General features: G+C 55.9%; 21 protein-coding genes and 1 tRNA gene. 9 read left to right on the forward strand and 13 right to left on the reverse strand.

All coding sequences use genetic code 11. The features are described from left to right. Nucleotides 1–4: 4 nt before the first annotated feature. A complete protein-coding gene (locus tag Q0915_RS22140; protein ID WP_299478914.1) occupies nucleotides 5–721 on the forward strand; it encodes a uroporphyrinogen-III synthase in 717 nt (238 codons plus the stop codon). On the opposite strand, the gene Q0915_RS22145 is transcribed toward Q0915_RS22140, so the two are convergent. Beyond that, complete coding sequence (locus Q0915_RS22145) at nucleotides 707–1,393, reverse strand: hypothetical protein (protein ID WP_299478917.1); 687 nt, start codon at nucleotides 1,391–1,393, stop codon at nucleotides 707–709. The two genes, Q0915_RS22140 and Q0915_RS22145, sit on opposite strands and share 15 nt — an antisense overlap. A 46-nt stretch (nucleotides 1,394–1,439) precedes the next feature. Here Q0915_RS22145 and Q0915_RS22150 point away from each other — a divergent pair, with 46 nt between their 5' ends. The 4 genes from Q0915_RS22150 to Q0915_RS22165 all read left to right on the forward strand — a co-directional run bounded on the left by Q0915_RS22150 (nucleotide 1,440) and on the right by Q0915_RS22165 (nucleotide 6,197). Further along, the gene (locus Q0915_RS22150; protein ID WP_299478920.1) at nucleotides 1,440–2,789 is read left to right on the forward strand and encodes a hypothetical protein; all 1,350 of its coding nucleotides are present in this window, start codon (nucleotides 1,440–1,442) and stop codon (nucleotides 2,787–2,789) included. A gap of 77 nt (nucleotides 2,790–2,866) precedes the next feature. Further along, a complete protein-coding gene (locus Q0915_RS22155; protein ID WP_299478923.1) occupies nucleotides 2,867–4,834 on the forward strand; it encodes a heme biosynthesis HemY N-terminal domain-containing protein in 1,968 nt (655 codons plus the stop codon). A 198-nt stretch (nucleotides 4,835–5,032) separates the two neighbouring features. Then, a tRNA-Thr gene (locus tag Q0915_RS22160) sits at nucleotides 5,033–5,108 on the forward strand. 750 nt (nucleotides 5,109–5,858) lie between these two features. Next, a complete protein-coding gene (locus Q0915_RS22165) occupies nucleotides 5,859–6,197 on the forward strand; it encodes a site-specific integrase (RefSeq protein ID WP_299479174.1) in 339 nt (112 codons plus the stop codon). Between the two features lie 90 nt (nucleotides 6,198–6,287). On the opposite strand, the gene Q0915_RS22170 is transcribed toward Q0915_RS22165, so the two are convergent. Then, the gene (locus tag Q0915_RS22170; protein WP_299478926.1) at nucleotides 6,288–6,896 is read right to left on the reverse strand and encodes a hypothetical protein; all 609 of its coding nucleotides are present in this window, start codon (nucleotides 6,894–6,896) and stop codon (nucleotides 6,288–6,290) included. A 429-nt stretch (nucleotides 6,897–7,325) separates the two neighbouring features. Here Q0915_RS22170 and Q0915_RS22175 point away from each other — a divergent pair, with 429 nt between their 5' ends. Together Q0915_RS22175 and Q0915_RS22180 are read left to right on the forward strand one after the other, a co-directional pair. After that, complete coding sequence (locus Q0915_RS22175) at nucleotides 7,326–8,369, forward strand: hypothetical protein (protein WP_299478929.1); 1,044 nt, start codon at nucleotides 7,326–7,328, stop codon at nucleotides 8,367–8,369. An 85-nt stretch (nucleotides 8,370–8,454) separates the two neighbouring features. Then, the gene (locus Q0915_RS22180; RefSeq protein WP_299479177.1) at nucleotides 8,455–8,727 is read left to right on the forward strand and encodes a transposase; all 273 of its coding nucleotides are present in this window, start codon (nucleotides 8,455–8,457) and stop codon (nucleotides 8,725–8,727) included. Nucleotides 8,728–8,854: 127 nt separating this feature from the next. On the opposite strand, the gene Q0915_RS22185 is transcribed toward Q0915_RS22180, so the two are convergent. The 6 genes from Q0915_RS22185 to Q0915_RS22210 all read right to left on the reverse strand — a co-directional run bounded on the left by Q0915_RS22185 (nucleotide 8,855) and on the right by Q0915_RS22210 (nucleotide 14,240). Then, complete coding sequence (locus Q0915_RS22185; protein ID WP_299478933.1) at nucleotides 8,855–9,385, reverse strand: hypothetical protein; 531 nt, start codon at nucleotides 9,383–9,385, stop codon at nucleotides 8,855–8,857. Between the two features lie 1,006 nt (nucleotides 9,386–10,391). Further along, entirely contained in the window at nucleotides 10,392–11,024 is a 633-nt protein-coding gene (locus Q0915_RS22190; RefSeq protein WP_299478936.1) for a hypothetical protein, read from the reverse strand. 363 nt (nucleotides 11,025–11,387) lie between these two features. Then, nucleotides 11,388–11,921, reverse strand: coding sequence for a universal stress protein (locus tag Q0915_RS22195; RefSeq protein ID WP_299544416.1), 534 nt, complete (start codon nucleotides 11,919–11,921; stop codon nucleotides 11,388–11,390). A 159-nt stretch (nucleotides 11,922–12,080) separates the two neighbouring features. Next, entirely contained in the window at nucleotides 12,081–12,395 is a 315-nt protein-coding gene (locus Q0915_RS22200; protein WP_299478942.1) for a non-heme iron oxygenase ferredoxin subunit, read from the reverse strand. Nucleotides 12,396–12,450: 55 nt separating this feature from the next. Next, complete coding sequence (locus Q0915_RS22205) at nucleotides 12,451–13,482, reverse strand: fatty acid desaturase (RefSeq protein ID WP_299478945.1); 1,032 nt, start codon at nucleotides 13,480–13,482, stop codon at nucleotides 12,451–12,453. Nucleotides 13,483–13,484: 2 nt separating this feature from the next. Further along, on the reverse strand, nucleotides 13,485–14,240 hold the full coding sequence (locus Q0915_RS22210; protein WP_299478947.1) for a class II aldolase and adducin N-terminal domain-containing protein: 756 nt from the start codon (nucleotides 14,238–14,240) through the stop codon (nucleotides 13,485–13,487). 111 nt (nucleotides 14,241–14,351) lie between these two features. On the opposite strand from Q0915_RS22210, the gene Q0915_RS22215 reads away from it, so the two are divergent. Further along, nucleotides 14,352–15,245: a LysR family transcriptional regulator gene (locus tag Q0915_RS22215; protein ID WP_299478949.1), complete on the forward strand. Its 894-nt coding sequence runs from the start codon at nucleotides 14,352–14,354 to the stop codon at nucleotides 15,243–15,245. 245 nt (nucleotides 15,246–15,490) lie between these two features. Then, complete coding sequence (locus Q0915_RS22220; RefSeq protein ID WP_299478952.1) at nucleotides 15,491–16,318, forward strand: hypothetical protein; 828 nt, start codon at nucleotides 15,491–15,493, stop codon at nucleotides 16,316–16,318. On the opposite strand, the gene Q0915_RS22225 is transcribed toward Q0915_RS22220, so the two are convergent. From Q0915_RS22225 to Q0915_RS22245, 5 genes are read right to left on the reverse strand one after another with little or no spacing between them, the layout of a single operon-like run. Then, on the reverse strand, nucleotides 16,319–17,107 hold the full coding sequence (locus Q0915_RS22225; protein WP_299478955.1) for a crotonase/enoyl-CoA hydratase family protein: 789 nt from the start codon (nucleotides 17,105–17,107) through the stop codon (nucleotides 16,319–16,321). It lies immediately after the preceding gene. After that, nucleotides 17,104–17,964 (reverse strand): hydroxymethylglutaryl-CoA lyase, encoded by an 861-nt coding sequence (locus Q0915_RS22230; protein WP_299478958.1) that lies wholly within the window; start codon nucleotides 17,962–17,964, stop codon nucleotides 17,104–17,106. The genes Q0915_RS22225 and Q0915_RS22230 overlap by 4 nt, the downstream gene beginning before the upstream one ends. Before the next feature lie 52 nt (nucleotides 17,965–18,016). Next, a complete protein-coding gene (locus Q0915_RS22235) occupies nucleotides 18,017–19,648 on the reverse strand; it encodes an acyl-CoA synthetase (RefSeq protein WP_299478961.1) in 1,632 nt (543 codons plus the stop codon). Next, nucleotides 19,635–21,629 carry an acetyl/propionyl/methylcrotonyl-CoA carboxylase subunit alpha gene (locus tag Q0915_RS22240; protein ID WP_299478964.1) on the reverse strand — a complete coding sequence of 665 codons (1,995 nt, stop codon included), beginning with the start codon at nucleotides 21,627–21,629 and terminating at the stop codon, nucleotides 19,635–19,637. Before Q0915_RS22240 ends, Q0915_RS22235 begins: the two co-directional genes overlap by 14 nt. Then, nucleotides 21,629–22,144, reverse strand: coding sequence for an O-acetyl-ADP-ribose deacetylase (locus tag Q0915_RS22245; protein ID WP_299478967.1), 516 nt, complete (start codon nucleotides 22,142–22,144; stop codon nucleotides 21,629–21,631). Before Q0915_RS22245 ends, Q0915_RS22240 begins: the two co-directional genes overlap by 1 nt. Between the last annotated feature and the right edge of the window lies 1 nt (nucleotide 22,145).

A 22,145-nucleotide genomic window follows, 5' to 3' on the forward strand; every position in this document is an offset into this window, starting at 1 on the left:
ACGGATGCGTTTACTTGTCACACGACCGCAGCCCGAGTGCAGGCGAACGGCCGACAGGATCCGGGCGAAAGGTTATCGCGCCGACGAGGCGCCGATGCTGGATTTTTGCCCGAAGCCGCCAGAGAAATTTGACCTGAGGAATGTGTCAGCGCTCGCGATCACGAGCCGGCGCGCAGTCGACGTTATTGCGAAGCACGTTCAGGTGCCGGAGTTCAGGCCGTTTCCGGTCTTTACGGTCGGAGATGCAACGGCGTCGGCTTGCAGGAATGCAGGGTTCGGACAGGTTTTTTCGGCAGGCGGTGATGTCACGTCGCTTGCGCAATTGATCGTCAGTAAGCAAATGCAGATTGGGGCGGGTACAATGCTCTACCCGGCTGCACAGGATCGGAGCGGTGATCTGGAAGGTGCTCTGGAGAAGGCCGGCATCGACTGCCGGATGGTTCCGGTCTACCGGATGAAAGAGGCGGCAGACGTCCCGCGCGAGGTGGAGGAAAAGCTTCGAGCGGGTTCTTATGATGGCATACTCATCTATTCGAGAAGGTCGGCGGCGGCATTGTTGCGTCTGCTCAAACGCCGAGGTCTGGATCACAATTTCTCCAATTTGCGAATTTACGCGATCTCGCAGCAGGCGGCAGAGCCTCTTTGCGACTATATGAAGGTGGAAGTGGCTGAAGACCCTTGTGAAAATGCGCTACTGGATCTGGTTTTAGGAGAGTGTTAACCAGATCCGGGGGAGTCCTTGTTTTGCAGCGCGCAAAAGACTGTGCCGCAGCGCTACCGCTTCGCATTGAGGTGTGTATAGTGAGTGACCGGAAGGTTCAGGAGGAGAGTAGATGACGACGGACAAGAAATCTTCTGGCGGAACATCCTCTTCTGGCGGAAGCGGATCCGGCCCAACCGACAAGCCGGGCAGCAGCGCGAAACCTTCGACCAGTGCAGGCGCCAAACGGCCGGTCACGATCGATCTGACGGCAGAAAAAGTGAATGAAAAGCCGGGCACATCCGGGGCGGGACCGGCATCCAGCAGCACTCCGAGAACGGGTAGCGCGGCTACGCCGGGCAAGAAGCCTTCCGATTTGAAGCCGGAGAGTGCAAAGACGGACCCGGCCAAACCAGAAGCCGCATCGACATCTTCTTCCGGGCTGAAAAGCAGCACGGCCCCGTCGTCTTCCTCGACCGCAAAATCGTCTCCGAGCAGTGCCCGTTCAACGACAGGAACCTCGTCGTCTTCCACCAGTCCGCGCTCTTCGACCTCAAGCACCAGTTCCAGTTCAACGGCGAAACCGGGGGCAGCAACGACGTCATCCTCTAAACCGGCGAGCTCAAGCAGTGCTTCCGGTTCCAAAACGCCGGCATCGTCCTCCAGGCCGACAGGATCTTCGACATTTTCCAATCCGCCTGCAGCTCAGGAGCGTGGCGGTGTAGGTGCATTCGGGGTTTTGATCGCTGCCGTTATCGGCGGAATTATCGTTCTTGGTGGCGGTTTCGGGCTTCATCAGGCCGGGATTCTCAAGTTGACGCCCGAGCAGGATCAGCAACTTGCCGGCGCTCTTTCCGCGGCAGAACGGAAAATTTCGGATCTTGAACAGAAACTCGAGGAGGTCGGCGCGTCAGCGACCAACCAGTCTGCCGGCCAGGCACTGACCGCCCTTGAAGCGAAGGTGTCGTCGCTGGAAAGTGACGTCCAAAGCGCGGTCTCCTCAGCATCCGCCGATGTCGCGCCTGCGATCGATGCCCTGAAGAAGGATATCGAAACCCTCCGCGGCGATGTCGCATCGGCAGGAGGAAGCGGCGGTGCTGCTGGCACGGTCAATCTCCAGCCTCTTGAAACGCGTATCGACGCGCTTGAAACCGCATCTTCGCAGCAGTCCGATGTCGATCTGAAACCCTTGGAAGACAGGCTTTCCAAGCTTGAAAGCGAAGCCACATCGACAACAAGTGCGGCAGACACGCTGTCCGGCTCCGTATCCGGTCTGGAAACCGCGATGAGCGGATTGAAGACACAGTTCGCCGACGTTGAAAACCGGCTGCAAAATACGGAAGCGACCGCCAAGGCGGCGCAAACCGCGGTGTCGACGTCTGACGTTTCACTGAAGACGCTGGCGGACAGCCAGGCCCGTGCGACGGAAACCCTGTCCAGTCTATCGTCCGATATCAATTCCGTGGGCGCGGCCAATACTGCCGCGCTCGAGACGATCCGTGCGGAACTCGATGCGATATCAAAGCGACTTCAGCATGTTGAAAGCACAATGGGCGACGCAACGGCCCGCGAAGTCGCAGCCCGTGCGTTGTCTGTCTCCGCGTTGAAATCGGCCGTCGATTCCGGCCGTCCATACGAAACGGAACTTGCTGCGGTCAAAGCGGGCCTGCCGTCCGACATTGATGTGAAAGCGCTGGAAGCACATGCCAAGACGGGTGTCGAGCCCGTTTCCGTACTGATTGCCCAGTTTCCACCCGTTGCGCGGAAGATCTATCAGACATTCTCGGAGCCCGACCATTCTGACGACGTTTTGAACAGTCTTCTTGCGAGCGCGCGGTCCATCGTTGCCGTCAGGGGGCCGGGCGATGCCGATGGCACAGGACCGGAAGCCTCCTTGCGGCGCATGGAAAATGCTGTTTCCAACGGCAATCTGGAAGGCGCGATTTCGGCTTATCAGGACCTGCCCGATGCGGCAAAGGCTGCCGGTAGCGAGTGGGTTGCCCGCGCGCAGGCGCGCGTCGAAGTAGATAGTCTCACCGACAAGGCTTCTCAGGAAGTGCTGAACGCGCTTGCTGCGAACGACAGTTAAGCGGCAACCGGTTTCATGGTGATCGCGCAGTTGATTTTTGAGCCGGATCCGCCCGGCGACGCTTGGGAGCAAGCTTCATGATCCGCGTCTTTTTCTTCTTTTTCCTGCTGTTTTTGCTGGCATTGGGTTTTGCCTGGATGGCGGACCTGCCGGGCACGATTTCCGTGAGCTGGAACGGGTATGTCTGGGAGCAGCCGCCGGTGATTTTCGCGCTGGTGGTCGGCGTCTTGCTTGCGGCGCTTCTGTTTGCGGTGTGGGTGATCCGGGTGATCTTGAAATCGCCGCAGATCGCGAACCGGTTCTTCAAGCGCCGGCGCAAGGACAAGGGTTACGAGGCGCTGTCCCATGGGCTGATCGCGCTTGGAACGGGAAATGCGAAACTGGCACGGCGCTACGGCCTGGATGCGGACCGGCTGCTGGCCGAAGAACCTGCGGCCAAACTTCTCCTGGCACAGACCGCGCAGCTTGCGGGCAAGGATGACGAAGCCCGCCAGCGGTTCGAAGCCATGTTGGACGACCCGGAAACCAAGGCGCTGGGGCTCCACGGTCTCTTTGTTGAGGCTGAGCGCCAAAGGGAACCTGTTGCCGCAAGACACTATGCCGAAGAGGCTGCCAAAACGTCGCCCGGGCTAGAATGGGCGGGAAAGGCGGTTCTCGGCTACCAGGCGGTTGCCCATCATTGGGATGAAGCCCTCAAGACGCTGGAGCGCAATTACGCTGCCAAGCTCCTGGACAAGAAGGCCTATCGTCGGCAGCGCGCCGTGATATTGACGGCCCTTGCCCAAAAGCTCGAGGGCGGCGAACCGGAGCGTGCCTTTTCGTTGGCCAAGGAAGCGCATGGACTGGCGCTCGACCTGGTTCCTGCCGCCGTTTTGACATCGCGTCTTGCCACACGCAGAGGCGACGTCCGCAAGGCGGCAAAAGTGCTTGAAGCGACCTGGCGGCTTTCGCCCCATCCCGAACTTGCCGAAACTTACGCGCATGTTCGCACGGGCGATTCCGCTGTCGACCGGCTGAAACGCGTCAAGTCGTTGTCCGCACAACGCGCCGGCACACCTGAAGGGGCGATTGCGATTGCCAGGGCCGCGCTCGAGGCACGCGAATTTGACGAGGCGCGCGCCCAATTGAAAAAGCTGCTGCAGTCCGAGCCGACGCGTGGTGCTTTCCTCCTGATGGCAGAAGTGGAAGAAGCCGAGCACGGCGACAGGGGCCGTATGCGCGACTGGTTGGCCAGGGCTCTGAAAGCGCCACAGGACAAGGCCTGGGTCGCGGACGGCATTGTCTCTGCCGAATGGCAGCCCGTGTCACCCGTGACAGGAAGACTGGACGCGTTCCAGTGGAGCATTCCAGCCGCCGGTCTGGACGAGGAAGGAGAGCTTGTCGAGGACAGTCTGTTCGACGCACCGGCCTTGCCCGCTGCGGTTCCAACTGCAGAGCCGGTGAAAACGGAGCCTGTACAGCCGGCCGCAAGTGCCGGTGTCGACGAAGCAAAGACCGTAGAGCTGAAAGCCGAACCTGCCGACGCCGACGCCAAGCCAGCGTCATCGGCTTCGCACGATCCAAAGCCGGTCACCAGCACGCCGGCCAGCAGCGCACCCGCCAGGGGCACGAACGCAAAGCACGGCTTTGAAGGGACAACTGACGATGTGCGTTTCAGTCCCGCACTGAACGATCTTCCAGACGGGTCGTCCGCGGCCACTGATGGCGAACCGACAAAGGAAGAGGCAAAGGCGGACGCGCCAAAGGCGGCGGAACCGGAAAAGCCAGCTGTTGCCGGCGATGAAGAACCGGACGTAACTGCCGATGCGGCCAGCGCGGGAGATGCCGATACGAAGAAGGGATCATCGGAGGCTGAGGCCGCCAGTGCAGAGCCGTCTGAGGAAAAGACCGGCGAAAAGAAAGCAGAGAATGGCAAGGCCGAAGCGGTCGACGATCCTGACGGACCGATCCAGTTTCCACTCAAGCGCATGCCGGATGATCCTGGCACGGACGACGATGAAAAAGACAAGGCCGCGAAGTCCTCTCGTCCCCGCTTCTTCAACTGAGGCAGAGGCACCGATTTTCGAGCCGTTGCCGGTACTTTGCAAGGGACGCCGGATTGCGCCACGCGCAAGATGTGTTCTTCAGCAAGGAAGCTGCTTGTTGCCCCTTGCATCTGAAGCCAAGCTCCGGTAATTAGCGGCCCACTCGATGCACTTTCGAGCGGGCGCGCACCTCGCACGCCAACCTGATTTTCAGGATAGGCCGCTGTAGCTCAGTTGGTAGAGCACGTCATTCGTAATGATGGGGTCGTAGGTTCGAGTCCTATCAGCGGCACCAGTTTTAGACATTGAATTAATTGTCTATTTTACTCTTCCAGCATCATAGAATTCCGATTTGACAAAGCTGCTTGGCACACTCTTGGCACAGCAGGTTTCATCATGGCATCGATCAGGAAGCGCTCTGGCAAATATCACGTTCAAGTCAGGCGGCAAGGATTTCCGACAAGGACAAAGAGCTTTCTCCAGCATAAGGACACGAAGGAGTGGGCTCGACAACGGGAGCTTGAAGCAGACCGGGGAGATCTGAAAAGCTCAAAGTCAGACCTAAAGAAATATACCTTAGGTGATATTGTTTCTCGGTATCTGGATGAGGTGGTCCCACTCAAGAAGCAGTCGGTTGAGACCCATTTCTTGAATGCGTTTCTGAGACATTCGATCTGTTCCAAACGTCTTGATCAGCTGACTACAGCAGACTTTGCTGCCTACCGTGACGAACGGTTGAAGACCATTGCTCCCATAAGTCTGAAACGGCAACTGGCCCCCATTAGTCACGCCTTCGAGATCGCTAAAACAGAGTGGGGAATTCCGATCCAAGAGAACCCTGTCGAAAAGCTGAGACTGAAGGCTCGGGACAACCGTGGTGAGCGCAGGCTGAAGGTCGGGGAACAGGAAGAGCTCCTCGAAGCAGCTAGAACACGTCAGAATCCCCTAATCGAAAAGGTCGTTATTTTCGCTATAGAAACAGGCATGCGAAGGGGTGAGATCCTTGGGCTACGCTGGGGACCAAGTAGACCTCAAACGACGCTCAGTGACCGTCCTAGAGTCAAAGAGCGGCTATTCACGCACCATTCCACTGACACCGGGAGCTCTTGCACTCTTGCACGGTATGAAAAGGGAGGTAGAGAGAGTTTTTCCTCTTACTGCCAATGCTTTACGGATGGCATGGGAGCGAATGTTGGCGAGGACCGATATCGAAGACCTTCACTTCCATGACCTGAGACATGAGGCGATTAGCGGGTTCTTTGAGATGGGCTTGACAGTTCCGGAAGTGGCTTCGATTTCAGGTCACCGGGACATGAAAATGCTGATGAGATATGCCCACGCTGACGCGACAAGGTTGGCAAAGAAGCTGGAAGCAGCAGAGTGATAGGCACTCAGGACGGTTTGTACAGCTTCGCAGGTCTAACTGGTGGGCTGTCCCTCCTTTAAGAGAGCTCGTTCTACATGCAAATTGCAGTCACGCCTTTTGTCTTCTGCCTTCAAAAAAAAGGACCTTTTCGATTGCCCTTGTTTTGCAGACCGGATTCAGATTTGGGCAGGCTCCGATGATGACTTTGTTAACCGCGTGTTGAGCTTGGTCCTTAAGCTGAGTTGGGCACTTCGCGATGTAAGTGAGGTAATCGATATACGTGGATTTCTGATTTACCTTATGACTTGATTTAATTGAAAAAACTCTCGCAACTCGGCTGTCCCAGATCGGAAACCAATCGGGATTGACGAAGTGTAGCACCTTGCTTGTACCAACCCAGCTTTTGTTAACGGGTGCCATCTTCCCCATAACATCAACGAACTCTAGGGCACCTTCAAAGCCATTGACGTTGCGAAGCTTCCAAAACACCTCGTCAGTTGGTTGATGATGCCATCTGGCCGGAGATATTTCTCTCAATATTGTTGGCATCCATGAGTAGGCCAACCGGCAAATCATGTTGAGTTCGAGTATGCCCGCATCTTCTCGAATTGAGTCAACGAACTGTATGATCTCGTAGTAGTCCTTGTCGTACTGCTCGATGGACGCATTGTTTTTGTAATTTTCAATCATGTTTGCCAATTCCACCCTCACATGCATGTCCAGCCTCCAGATCATCACGTTGCCATAGCGAAACTAGACTTCCAAAAATGGCTTCGCAAAGAGCTCCTTAAAGTTGATTACTGCCAACATCAAACGTCTCGCCAGATCGGCGCTGAACTGGGTGCAAAACTTTCGATCAAGTAGCGCTAAAGCTCAAAATCATAAAATTACGGAGTAACAAAATAGAATTGTCTAGTTATTTTTAAGGATGATTGCGTAACTTGAAATTTTATTTTATTTTCCCTCTCAACTATAAGTATTTAATCTCATAAACGTGCCACATATCACAATTTCATACAAAAAACTCTGCTAATAACTTGAACTAGACACACGTAGATTGAGTTCCGCTTGCTGTTTACTGCGCAAAACGACAAATCAAATCGGCTAGTAGAGCTCCGCTGTTACAAATAGTTTGGGGAGGCTGTAATGACCCAAAATAACGCAAAAGAGATCGCTAAGAATACTGCACACCTACTCATTAGCGATTGGGCAAATTCCGCTCATAGAGGTGTTGGGGATGCAATCACAGTCTCAATTTTGAACGACCTTGAAAAGTTGAATGCAGTCAGCGCCCTAGATTATGTGCTTCAACCACTTGCCGTGGTGACACCATTTTTTGCTCCAGCGATGGTCGCTGTCTTTAAAGCTGGGTCACCAGCGATCAACCCTGATCAGTATCGAAAGCTGATAAAGAACATAGACAACTTTACAGCGGTTGACAAAAACAAAATCCTCAGTGAGTTGAGTATGACAAATGCCACTCTTAGCACTGTTGGTGCTGCGAAGAGTGTGTCGATTTTCGGAGGAGTGGACTACAATAGAACGGATATTTTGGCCGAGGCTCGCACACATTTGGACAAGATGAAAGCCAAGCTGATAATCGCGGCATTTACGCTGATTGACAAAGAGTTTGACCAAAATCCAGAGTGGTTCGCTCGCGATAGGATGGCCGACAAGGTTCTAGCGTACAAATACGTCAACAGGGTTCGCAACTCGAAAGGAGAAATGGTCGGGCAATTGGATGAAGCGTTGGTCCGGCTTGATCTGCAAGCCAAAACAAGCATGGCTCTAATTGGCGGGTTTTCAAAATTTTCGTCGAGTTTTGTCGATGGAACTATGCAAGCTGGAGTTGTTGACAGTTTAAATCAGATTGTCCTCAAAGAATTTCATGAAAACTATCCTGGAGCACACATCACAGAGTGCGAACTCAAAAGCATTCATAAATATGGTGGTACATTGCGTATTTCGGAGCAAAAGGCGCGGACAGTGCACAAGAGCGAGACTGCATCGGGGTGGTCTCCGGCGACCTTTCCAGTCGTTTGGCACACCGAGACAAAAACTTACGCTAGACGGATCTCAAAAATCCACTTCAAAGAAAGCAACGCAAAGTCGAGCAGCATTGAAGTCCATTGGCACCCAAATATCCAAAACCGCTTCACCGACTTTGGATTCGGTTTCACTCCTGTCTGAGTTTATTGCAAATCATCGAGCCCTGATCGCATCAGGTCCATGGGAATAATCGTAACTTCATTGAGCGGTTCAACGACAAGCTGAGCTGTGGCCGCGCCTTTGCGAGAAGCGCTCTATTTATCTGCAACAGTGCAAGAGTTGGTGTGTGCCTCAAGAACGCGGCCGAATGTTGGCCTTCAACGGACGGTTCAGGGCGGAGTGCTTGAATGCACACTGGTTCCTGAGCCTTGCGGATGCAGCCGAAAAGTTAGAGGATTGGCGCAAGGACTATAACGAACACAGACCTCATGGTGCCATCGGCAACAAGGTGCCGGTGGACCTGATGAAATCAGAACACGCAGCCAGCCCGTGTTCCTGATTTGGTCCGGAAAACTCTAGCCCACCCCGAGGGCGCGTTGGGTAGCACCTCATCACAAAGCATCGGACGGCGAAAAGAAAAAGGCGGTCCTGAAGGACCGCCTCTCAATCTTTTTATCAGGTCAGTCTTAGGCGGTTTTTTGCCTGCGCCATCCCATGAAACCGAGAAGGCCGAGACCTCCAGCAAGCAGTGGAAGAGCCGCCGGTAGCGGGACCACTGTGGTATTGACACCCTGCGTAATCGTGAAGCTGCCGATGAAGTTCGTCCCGCCAGATGGAGCGGTCACAGCGTTCGAGCCGTTGAAGCTCGTGTCCAGGCGGTAGTTGTAAACACCGTTTGCCAATCCATTAATCGTGAGCGAAAAGGCACCACTTAATGAACCGAACGAAGCGGAGACCGTGTCCCAGTTCGACGCAGCGCCCAAAGGGTTAGTGCTCCCCAAATTGGTTGTGAACGCATATTGGTTGCCGGTCAACGGGCCGCCTGTCATCAAAATGCCCGCAACCGGGGACGAGCTACCGCCATGCCAATGGCCGAGAAAGACCGTCGCGTTGGCGCCTGAGACCATGTCACCAATCGCTACCGTGTGTGCTGAAGCCGCCCCTGAAGACAGCCCTGCTGCCAGGAGACCTGCAGCCATTACCTTTGAAAGTTTCATAGCAAAAATGCCCCTTTAACTCAAATTTAACACTTAAAACTCGCGAAATTTTGATCTAATGTCAAATTTTCTTTCAATCTAGTCAAAAATACTTCACATCCTGTCCAAATCCGGATCTTTCGCCACGGCATTTGACCAGCCGGGCGGCAGGTTCTAACCCGGTTAGCTGGACGAGCCCTGCCGGTAGAAAATGCTCAGTGGCGCTTGCGTTCGCATGAAAAGTCAAACGGCTGTGCCATGCCTTTTTTCGAGAAAACTCGAGTAACGGTGTTCCATAGAGGTCCAATACAGTCCAAAGGCACGCAGGTTTCGTGGAGTCTGGTTGCGTCTATGGCCGCGCCCAATGGTGTGTCTTCGAGGGTCGTGCCATTCCGTTTTGGTGAGCATACAGGCTGACGGCTATGCCTCTGGTCCAGAGTGCGAGTAGGCGTCCGGGGCCGGGCACCGTAAGGTAACCTGAGTAGTCATGTGCAAGTCTTGAAAGTCAGGGTTCGGTCTGCTTCTGGCGCAATCCTCCTGAACAAAGCGCCACTTTGTATCGATCCCGGCAAAAAGCAAGTACCACATCTCCCGAACAGTCTCAGCTTTTTGCTGAGCTTGGGAATGCCTGCAAAAACTCGGGCTTCTTGCCTTCAAATTTGGCGCGATCGGGTTCCTGGTCGTTCGCGTAGTCCGGCATGCCAACTCCTTCTCCAACCCTCCTGATCCATCCAAAAGGCTTGCAGATCTGCGATAAGCTCACCCGCGCCTAACGAAGGCTCAAGCGCATTTTTACCCCTGTTAAGGTTTGTATGGACACATCCCAAGTGAGGTCCCGCTTGCAGCGCAGAGATGGACTACGGGCCTTGCTAACGCTGGCAAAGGGCTGGTTCCTGACTTTTGCGGCATGAAAAAAGAAGTTCTCGAGGGGATATTCGATCTTCTATGCCTGCTTTCGGGCCGTTGCGTCTTGAGGGAATACGGCCCCGGAGGGCCGTTTTGAAAAACGCGGGTTCTGCGACGAGACTTAAGCAGGTTGTGTCCTGCGCCAACCCATGAAGCCAAGCATTCCAAGCCCGCCGGCAAGGAGGGGGAGAGCGGCTGGCACTGGTACCGCAGTTAGCCGGATATCATAGGTGGCAGGGCCACTCGGGTCGTTGCATGGACCATTTTGGATCGAGAAAGTATATGGTGTTCCAGCCATCGCTTTGAAAATAAGCGAGGTGCCCATGTTGTCCGCTTCGGCCAGAATATTGGTTTCGAATAGTCTGCCTTCGTATGTGTCCGCCAAGTTCAAAGCGAATTCAGACATGTTTCCGGTGTTGCGCTCCTGAACGAACCCGCCATCAATTGTCTTTGTACCGTTTTTGACGGAAATCGGTCCGAAGATGAATTCGACAACAAAGTTCGATGTAGCGCTGAATGAAAAAAAGTCGGTAGCACCGACGATTCGGCCATGAAGATCGATTTGGCGGTATTCTGAATTTCCGAAACCCAGTACGCCAAGATTAGAGCCTAAAGGGTCGGAAGACGCGTCGTTGAGAATTTGTGTGCCATCCACAAGGTCTCTTGCTCCTTCAGTGAATCCTATGGTCGCAGCGTGCGCCGGTCCTCCCAAACTGGTTACCACAAGGGCGGCTCCGAAGATTTTCTTCAACATCTAAAGTATCCCTTTCCCGCACCATCCAACGCTATTGCATTGGCGCACAGAGCCATGGTGCAAGACAGCCCCAAGAGCGCCAGTACACTTGCAGAAGCAAGTGGTTGAGCTTGTCAGTGGCAATAACGATGCCACTCCAAAGCGAGCGCTGTTGGGGGAAAACCGGTGGCTATCCGACAAAATTGCAAAATCTGCGTTTCACTACGCGAAGCCGATTTGCATTTTGAAAAAGGACGTGTCCCTCCGGGTGAGGGGTTCGTTTTTGCCAATCATCAAAGGGAGACAGTCTTGCACCGGGATCACGCCAGGAGCTGTCCAAGAGTGATCTGGGCCCTCTCGCAATCGGCCTTTTTCAATGGTCTGCTATTTCACGGAAATGCAGGTGCAGTTGGCGCGGTTGAAGATCTCCTGGGAGACGCTTCCGAATGTCGAGCTTTCCGAATGTGTCACGCCGCGGGCGCCCATGACGATTGTGCCGGCCTCGATTTCTTCCTGCATCTTGAGGATCTCGTCCGCCGGTTTCCCGTCCAGGATGTCCAAGGTTTCGAACGCGATATCGTGACTTGAGGCCTTTTCGGCAAAATGATCGAGGATTATCTGCCCGATCTTGTGCAGTATCTTGTCGGGCGCAGGCCCCAGGTTCGCCGAGATCGCCTTGTTCAGGATCTGGTGCAACGGCTTGTCGAACTGGTTGGAAATATCCAAAGCCATCAGGTCGTTGGCATCTTTTCCGCGCAGCAGGACATGGCAAATATAGAGGCGCCCCTGATATTTGGCGGCCAGATCCGCGGCGATCCTGAGTGCTTTCATCGAATGGATGGAACCGTCTACGGGTATCAGGATCTTGTGCATGTCACGTCCGGTGATCTTGGAATCGGCAGTTAATACTATGATCATTACGCCCGGAGATGAAAGTCGCCAAAAGAACTGAGCTTCAGGCCAGCTTGATTTCTCTGAGGCGGCATTGCGGAACCGCCTCTGAGAGGCTTTTCAGCCTGTCCGGTAAACCCTTTTGAAACCGATAAATTCAGCTGTTGCCCGACAAGCGCAGCGTTTTCACTCGGCCAGGAGAACAAGCACGCGTCCATTTTTCACCTTGACCGGATAGGTCTTCAGATCGGTATTGACCGGCGCTGACAATGCCTTACCGGTTTTGATGTCGAAGCGGCCGCCATGCAGCGGGCATTCGATGACACAGTCGATCACGAGCCCTTCTTCGAGGCTTTCGTCCTCATGTGTGCACATCAGGTCCGTTGCGAAGAAACCCTCTTCAGTGTTGTAGATCGCCAACCGCTTCCCGCTATGGGTCCACGCGATCAGATCTTCCTTGTCTATGTCACCGGTGGCACATGCGTCGATCCAGGTGGTCATAGGGGTTCCTTCACATTTCTGGCGGTGCGCTCAGGCAGAATTGCGCGCGTTTCGGCTACATGGTGCGCCGCGCAAAGCGCTGGGTTGCGCCACCGTCGGTGATCATGTGCGGTGCCTGCCGGATGCTGGTCGCTCGGGTAGACAATCCGAGAGACCTGCGGACCGTCACCACCAGAACTTCCCAGTTGGTTCGAAAGAATCCCGGATCAGGTTCAGGGATCTGGTCCTTCACTGCCTTCGAAAGCGCGGGCAGCGCATGAAAGGGAACTTGCGGATAAAGGTGATGCTCCACATGATGGCTCATGTTCATATAGAGGAAATTGGCAATAGGCCCGCCCTGAAAGGACCGCGTGCTTTCAAGTATCGAAGGCGAGTTCTCCTGAAGTTCGACATGTTGCACCAGCGTGAACAGGAGCATGACCGGTGCACCCAGAATACGAGGCAGTATCAGGAACCAGACCGGCCACCAGACGCCGAAGAACGGGGCTGCTGCGATCAGCGCATAGATTGCCAGCATGATCCGGGCGTTGCGGGTCATTCTGGACAACTCCCCCGGATCGGGTGTCACCATTTTGATCGTGTCGGTATAGCGCTTGGCCGCCAGGTTCACGAATGCGGCGGCATGAAAGCGCAGGAGCCCGAGGCCGGCAATTTCAGTCAGCCACCCGCCAAATCCCATCGGAGTGTCGAAAGGCATCTGGCTGTCCTTGCCGACATGCCAGGTGTGGGTGTGGTGATTGGTGTGCGTATAGCGGCGATGCAGGGGTTCTTCCATATAGATCAGCGACGTGACCCACAGGACGGCCTCATTCAGCCATCTTGTGCGAAAGGCGGTTCCGTGCGCCGTTTCGTGGCTCATGGCGTAGCTCGGGACAGTCAGGAGGATCCCGTGAATGAGCATGGCGGGCCAGACCCACAAAGTGCCGAGCGTCCACCAGACCAACGCGCCTGTCAGAAAGAGACCGCAAAGCCACTGCGCCAGATAGACCAGGCCGGGCCGGTCTGAGCGGGCGGCAATGGCCTTGAGCGTCCTCTTGTCCAGGCGGACACCTGACGAAGCCGCATTTGTCGGCACGTAGTCGCGCACTTTCAGCTCGCGTAGTCAGAGTTTTCGCTGTCGAGAATGGCTTTGAGCTCGTTCAGATGGCGTTCCGACTGGCCTGGATAGTCTTCCAGTTCCTGTGCCGTCTTCTCGGCAATATCATGCGGAAGTATCCGCAGCGGCTGGCCCGTCTGGAGGGCGCGGATATAGGTTTCGGCAGCGCGCTCGAAATAGAAGAGACGGTTGAACGTGTCGCCGACCGTGTCGCCGATAATCAGGACGCCGTGGTTGCCCATGATCATCGTCTTGACCTTCGGGTCGGTCAGCAACGCGGCGCAGCGTGCACCTTCATCGTCAAAGGCAAGCCCGCCATAGCCCTCATCGACGACCTGGCGCCCGTAGAATGTCGCCGCATTCTGATCGATCGGAGGCAGGGTGCTGTCCTTCAGGCATGCCAGAACCGTGGCATGGATCGAATGAACATGCATCACGCAGCGTGCGTGCGGACACAGCCGATGAATGGACCCATGGAGGCCCCAGGCCGTCGGATCCGGTGCATCCGGCCCCTCCATTGTCGACGGATCGTTTGCATCGAGAAGCAACATGTCCGACGCCTTGATACGGCTGAAATGCATCTGGTTGGGGTTCGTCAGGAACTGCGTGCCGTCGTCATTGACGGCAAGACTGAAATGGTTGGCGACAGCCTCGTGCATATTCAGCCGCGCGGTCCAGCGGAACGCCGCTGCCATATCAACGCGCTCCTGCCAGTTGGTGAGATTGCTGTTTTCGGCGATCTGCAACATGTCACGACTCCCTCGTCCGGTTTCCGCATCCTCTCAAGCTTTCAGGATGCTGACAATCAATCGATTCGAAGTTATGACATTAAGAAAATTAATGTATAGGTTATGCGTAGAATGCCACAGTCCAATTTGCCCCCGTTGACCTGGCTGAGGGCTTTTGAAGCCTCGGCGCGACACCTCAGTTTCACGCGTGCGGCAGCTGAACTTCATTTGACCCAGTCGGCGGTCAGTCAGCACGTGCGAAGCCTTGAATCCTATCTCGGCCGGGATCTTTTTGTAAGGAAGACAAGGGCACTGGAGTTGACAGAGGATGGCGGCAATTACCTGCCGAGCCTGCGCGAGGCCTTTGATCTCATTTCCAGCAGCACACAGACATTCATTGGCGCGGACAAGGGAACCAATCTCACACTTCAATGCAACATGGCATTTTCTGTCTTCTGGCTCGCACCCAGACTGAAACGGCTTTATGAGGCAAATCCCTGGCTTGTCCTGAACATCGTGACGCCGATCTGGGATCCGGAGCGCCATGCTGCGAATGCAACAATTGAGATCCGCTTCGGCCGCCCGGAAGAGATGTCCGCTACCGCAGAGTGCCTGGCGACGGACAGATGCTTTCCGGTGTGCGCGCCGGAGTATCAAGGCGGGGCTCCAGACCTTGAGACCGCAAAGCTGTTTGATTGCGCTGGCACGACGGCCACATGGAGTACCTGGTACAAGACAAGGGGAGAGGCCTTTCATCGCGATGACGAGGTCAACCTGGCGTCGACTTACGTCATTGCCATTACGGCAGCCATGCGAGGGGCCGGGCTGTCGATGGCGCATGACCTGCTGGTGCGGGATCTGCTGGAAGACGGGTCGCTGGTAAGACCGTTTGAGCATTCGGCGCCACTTGCCGAAGCTTACTTTCTTTTCCCGCCATCCGCGCACGCCCGGACACCGGCCTCAGAGGCGTTCTTGAACTGGATCGGTGAAGAGTTTGCACACAGCTCGCTTAAATCTGCCAGTTGAGTAACATGGAAAAATAAAATTCATTAATTAAGTCAAATATTTATATGGATCTATCGATCCGTTTAGCTGGGAATTGGTTCTAAATTTAATCTAGTTTTGGCGTGTACATTCGCCAAACCGCTTACATTGTTTCTGGATAGATTCATCTCATTCTTGATTTAATTTCGCTCAGTTGATTCAATGGAAGAATCAGTAAGTCTCCCCAGTTTGTTACGGATCCGCTGTTTAAACGCATGGAGAGCGGTTTGGGCAAAACGGCCAAGATTGAATTTATTCGTCGTGTGATACCATTAAGCCTTAGCGTCCTTGCGATTGTTGGCGGCTTTTTCTTCATATCCTTTTTGAGCGGCCTCGTTTGCCTGTTGGCGGCGGCCGGCATCTACGCTGCACTTCCGAAACCGTCGATGCCTTCTGGCGCGGTGAAACCAGTTTCCAAACCTTCCGTTATGGTTCTGGACGCAATCGGTTTTGGTTTTGGAATTGTGTTCTTTTCCATAGCCATTCTTGGAATGGTGAGCGCGACGGGCGGATTAGCGCTTGCCGCTCTGTTGGCGCTTGTTCCGGCTAGCGCGTCCTTCCTGTTCTTCGCAGTGGCAGTGCGGCAGGAAACGTCCTGGGTCCGCTTTTTCGGCAATGGGTTTGAATTCACGCAGTTTGGGCGGCGTGCGCGCGTTCCCTACGAGGAGCTAAAGCAAGTCAGTGTCCGGCTCTGGGAGGCTTCCGGCTGGGTTGCCTGGTTTCAGTCGACAATCGGATCGATCGGGCACAAGAAGGCAGTCCTGTTGAACGGTGAGCAAAGCACCAAGACACTCGTCTTGAAACACCCCGTCAGCGGCACTTTCACAATTTCATCCGAACTCATTCCAGACCTGCAGCGCATTCTTATCGGCATGGACCGGGCGGGCATCGAGTTGCCGGAAGGCATCAGCGAGTGGCAGCGCAAGAAAATCCGCCGCCGCAGGGAGCGCATGTATGGCGGACCGGAATCCGACGCAGCGAAGCCCGAGGAACAGGTTGAGGTTGCACGTATCGCAGCCTTGATTGAACACGCACGGCGGCAGGCGACTTCCTGATCAGCCAGCCGCCCAGGTTGGCTTTCTCTTTTCGAAGAAAGCGGAAATTCCCTCATGTGCTTCAGGTGTCTCCCAGACATCGGCGAGCCGTCGGATCGTATCCTCAATGATGTCGGGCGTAATCGCAGGCCCAAGAGAGCGCGCCAGAGCTTTTGATGCGGCGACCGCAGATGGCGCTGCGCCCAAATAAGGCCTGACTTCACTTTCAACTGCCAAATCCAGATCCTCTCCGGACACGACTTTTGCAACAAGGTCGAGTTTGGCCGCCTCGTGCGCCCCAAAAATTCGGGCAGACATGAACACCCGGCGCGCCTTGGCTTCGCCCATCCGCGCAAGCACGTAAGGGCTGATTGTTGCGGGGATCAGACCAAGCCGCACCTCGGTCAGTCCGAATTTGGCCGTGTCAACCGCAACGACCGTATCGCAGACGCTCATCATGCCGATGCCGCCACCAAAAGCCTGGCCCTGAACGCGGCCGATCAAGGGTTTCGGCAGCTCATTCAGCGCCTTCAGCATCATCGCCAGTTTGCGGGCTTCAGCCATCCGGGTCTGCCGGTCCGCCTCGAACTGCTCGCGCATCCACCCAAGATCTCCGCCGGCGCAGAAACTTGTGCCTGCGCCCGTCAGTATGATTGCTCGGATTTCGGGGTCAGCCCCAAGACGCCCGGCTGCGTCCGTAAGGTCTGAAATCATCATCGCGGAGAAAGCGTTGTGCTTTTCAGGCCGGTTGAGCGTGAGTGTGGCAACGCCGCGATCATCCGTCGCTATGGAAATGGTTTCAAAACTCATGCTGTGTCGCTCCTCAGACTGCGCGCGAACTCGGAGACTTCGGCCAGCCGGTCGGTTCGAATGCCCGTCTCAAATCCCTTGCCTTCCACGAGCGCAACAACCGCCTCCGTTGCGACATTGCCTTTTGCACCGGGCGCATAGGGGCAGCCTCCCAGTCCGCCGACAGCACTGTCGAAAGTGCGCAGGCCACGTTCGAGGCTGACCTCAATATTCTCCAGTGCGCGTGCCTTGGTGTCGTGATAGTGGCCTGCCAGTTTGTCTGCCGGCACGACTTCAAGAACGGCATCCAGCATCCTTGAGATGGTTTCGGGCGTACCGGCACCGATCGTATCGCCAAGCGAAATTTCATAACAGCCGAGCTCGAACAGGAGCCCGGCAACATCGGCAACCTTTTGCGGCGGGGTCGGGCCGTCATAGGGACAATCGGTGACGCAGGAAACGTAGCCGCGCACCGGCATTTCATCATGATGCGCCTTGTCGAGAAGGGGTTTGAAACGCTCAATGCTTTCGGCCACCGAGCAGTTGATGTTCTTTTTCGAAAAACCCTCGGACGCGGAGCCGAATATCGCAACCTCGTCGGTCGATGCCTTGCGGGCGGCGGTATAGCCTTTCACGTTCGGTGTCAGCACCGAATAGACAACGGCCGGATGGCGGTAGATGCTCTCCATAACCTCCTGGGCGTCGGCCATCTGAGGCACCCATTTCGGGCTAACGAAACTGGTCACTTCGATCTTGCGGAAGCCGCAGTCCGACAGCCCGTCGACGAGCTCGATTTTCTGCTCGGTTGGAACAAAGCGCTTTTCATTCTGAAGCCCGTCGCGCGGACCCATTTCGAAGATTGTGATGAATTCGGACATCGGTGTGCTCATTTTGCAGAAAAAACTTTGGTTACAGGCTTGTCCAGATTTGTCACCCTTCCTGCTCAGCACGTGCCCTGAGTTCCTTCCGGATAACCTTTCCGGTGGTCGTCATCGGCAAGGCATCCACAAAGGCGACTTCGCGTGGATATTCATGGGCGGCAAGGCGTGTCTTGACGAAATCCGCAATCTCCTTGCCCAGAGCTTCGGTCGGCTCGAAGCCTTCTTTCAGGACGATATAGGCCTTGACGATTTCGGTACGCTGTTGGTCCGGCTTGCCAACAACACCAGCCAGCGCGACTGCGGGATGGCGGATAAGACAGTCCTCGATTTCGCCAGGTCCGATACGATAACCAGAGGACGTGATGACATCGTCGTCCCGGCCGACGAATTGCAGCCAGCCGTCGTCGTCCTCAAGCCCAGTGTCACCTGTCAGCAACCAGTCGCCGGCAAATTTCTTTTCCGTTGCCTCGGGATTGTTCCAGTATTTCAGAAACATGACTGGATCCGGACGTTTCACGGCTATGTTTCCAAGCGTATTTGCCGGCAGAATTGCGCCCGTATCGTCCACGACCGCAACTTCATGGCCCGGCACCGCACGTCCCATGATCCCCGGACGGGATTCCATGATACGGCTACAGCTGGAGACGATCATGTTGCATTCGGTCTGGCCATAGAACTCGTTGATGGTCAGCCCGAAGGTCTTGCGGCCCCATGCAATCAGCTCGGCGCCGAGGGTTTCGCCACCGGACGCAACGGAACGCAGATCGAAATGCCAGCGGTCTCCTATGTCCGGAACCTGCCGCATCATCTTCAGGGCTGTCGGAGGCAGGAAGGTATTGCGGATCTTCTGGTTCTCAAGAAGCTGAAAGGCAGCCTCCGCTGTGAATTTGCCGAAGCGGCAGGCGACGACGGGAACACCCAAAAAAAGCGCCGGCATGAGCACATCGAGCAAGCCGCCGATCCACGCCCAATCAGCGGGCGTCCAGATCCGATCACCCGGTTGACCGAGAAAGTCGTGGCTCATCTCGACACCTGGCAGATGGCCGAGCAGGACCCTGTGCGCATGAAGTGCGCCCTTGGGCTGGCCCGTTGTTCCAGAAGTATAGATGATAATCGCGGGATCCTCGACGGCGGTCTCGAAGGGGGTGAACGTGTCCTGATGTCCGGCCATGTGGCTGGCCAGATCCTGTGCGGCACCATCTTCTCCATCGACACAAAAAATAGTGGTCAGTTGCGGCAGGTGGTCGCCAAGCTTCGCGAGTTTTGCAGCGCCGCTCGCATCGGTGATCACTACCTTCGCGCCGGAATCGCGCAACCGGTATTCCAGTGCCTCTTCTCCGAAAAGCGTGAAAAGAGGAATGGTGATCGCCCCCAGTTTCAGCGCAGCAATATGTGCAAAGGCCGTCTCGGGGCGCTGCGGCAAAAGCACTCCGATCCGGTCACCCGGCAGAACGCCGCGATCCGCAAGAAGATTGGCCAACTGGTTCGACAGGCGGCGAAGGTCCGCATAGCTGTAGCGGGCCGTATCACCGTTCTCTTCCACATAGACCAGTGCTTCCCGTGCCGGTTCCCGATCCGCCCAGGCGTCGCACACGGCAACGCCCATGTTGAACTTTTGGGGGATATTCCAGCGAAATTTCCGGGTCAGATCCTCATAACTTTCCGCCTCAGGCAGCAGCATCGGCATCCTCCACGAGTGCCAGCAGAACCGTGCCATCGGTGACCTGTTCACCCTCCGCCACGAAGACTTCACCGATCATCCCGTCGCGCGGAGCTTTGAGCGTATGCTCCATCTTCATTGCTTCAAGAATGACCAGGGGCTGGTCCTTGGAAACTGTGTCGCCGTTGCCCGCGGACAGAACTTTCACAAGGCCCGGCATGGGCGCGATGACCTGATCACCAGTCCCTGCCGCATCATCATCGCTGCCGAGCATGTCCGGTAAGCCGATGGAAAAAGCGTGACCGTTCTGGAATACGGTCAGGCCATCACCACTGCAAACGACTACAGCACTCGCACGATGGCCTTCGCAGTCGTAAGTTATTGCGTTTCCATCAACTTTGACGACTGTAAAGATCCTCTCACCTTCTGTGAGATGAACCTCAAACCGGCGACTTCCAAGTGCGCGAACCTCAACGTCCCTCCGGTCGCTGCCGATGTCCAAAAGCGCAAACTGCCGGGATGCGCTCCAGATGCGCCATCCGGCAAGCGTTTCGAACGGATCATTCCCGCTGGCTGGTTTGGTAAGGCCGAGTGCTGCGAGTGCGGCGAGTGCAACAGCGTCTTCGGGGACAGAGGGCTCTTCGACCAGCTCTTCCAAGTCGCGGTCGATGAGCCCGGTATCAACGTCTCCGCTCGCGAAACCCTTGTGTCTGCATAGTGCCGCCAGAAAACCTGCATTCGTGACACAGCCTGCCACTTCCGTTGCTTCCAGCGCTGCCAGAAGTTTGCCGAGCGCTGCGTCTCTTGTCGGGCCGTGTACAATAATCTTGGCGATCATTGGATCGTAGAAGGGCGTGATTTCGTCACCGGAGCGAACACCGCTGTCCACACGCGCGCTTTTTTCCGGCAATGAAAGATGGTCCAGCGTGCCGATAGCGGGCAGAAAGCCTTTGGGCGCATCTTCGGCATAGAGACGGGCCTCGAAAGCCCATCCGCTGAACGCCAACTCATCCTGCCTTTTGGGCAATGTTTCACCGAAAGCGACGCGGAGCTGCCACTCGACCAGATCCTCCCCGGTGATCAACTCAGTCACCGGGTGTTCGACCTGAAGTCTTGTGTTCATTTCCATGAAATAAAAGCGGTCAGCGCGCAAACCGTCCGAAACATCGGCGATGAATTCGATCGTTCCAGCTCCCGAATAGTCGATCGCTTTTGCAGCCTTCACGGCCGCGTCACCCATGATCTTGCGCATTTCATCCGGCATGCCGGGGGCAGGGGCCTCCTCGATGACCTTCTGGTGGCGGCGCTGCAGGGAACAGTCGCGCTCGAACAGATGCACGGCATTTCCGTGACTGTCGCCAAACACCTGGATCTCGATGTGGCGCGGCTTGGTCAGGTATTTTTCGATGAGGACACGGCCGTCGCCGAAACTGGCTTCCCCTTCGCGCTGCGCGCCCGACAATGCGTCCAGAAAATCCTGCGGATCGTCGACGCGGCGCATGCCTTTGCCGCCGCCGCCTGCGCGTGCCTTGATCAGAACCGGGTACCCGATCTCGCCGGCTTGATCTTTCAAGAACACGGGGTCCTGGTTGTCGCCATGATAGCCGGGCACGACGGGAACATCCGCCTGTTCCATCAGCGCCTTGGCGGCGTCTTTCAGGCCCATGGCCCGAATGGATTTCGCACTGGGACCGATGAAGGTAATGCCTGCCTTTTCAAGGGCTTCGACGAAGTCCGGGTTCTCCGAAAGAAAACCATAGCCGGGATGTACAGCTTGTGCTCCGCTTTGCCTGCAGGCTTCGATGATCGTGTCAGTCTTGAGGTAGCTTTCAGCGACCGGCGCGGGACCGATCCGAAAGGCTTCGTCCGCCATTGCCACGTGTTTGGCATTCGCGTCAGCATCCGAAAAGACGGCAACAGTCCTGATCCCGAGTTTCTTTGCGGTCGCGATCACCCGGCAGGCGATTTCACCGCGATTGGCGACGAGGATTTTCTTGAACATCAGTCTTCTTTCCTCTCAAGCGCTGCCTGCAAAAGGGCATGGCTCTGATCATCAAATGCGACAAGCGTGACGGTTTTGATTTCGGGCAGACTGGCCAAAGTGGCCCTGACGGTTTTGACCGCAATATCGGCCGCAAGATCCGCCGGATAACCAAAGATCCCGGTGGAAATTGCCGGGAAGGCAACTGTCTCGCAGCTGTTGGCCGCTGCCAGCCGGAGGCTTGTCTCATAACAGCTTGCGAGCAGGGCGGGCTCGCCTTCATTGCCACCCCGCCAGACAGGGCCGACCGTGTGAATGACGTGCTTTGCCGGCAATCTGTACCCGGCCGTAATCTTCGCCTCACCCGTTTTGCAGCCGTTCAAGAGCCGGCATTCCTGGACGAGCTCCGGCCCCGCGGCGCGGTGGATCGCGCCGTCGACACCGCCCCCGCCAAGCAGGGAAGAGTTGGCCGCATTGACGATAGCGTCAACTTCAAGCTGCGTGATATCTCCGATATGCGTCTCGATCCGGCTCATG

Source organism: uncultured Roseibium sp. (assembly GCF_947494555.1).
Taxonomy (GTDB): Bacteria; Pseudomonadota; Alphaproteobacteria; order Rhizobiales; family Stappiaceae; genus Roseibium.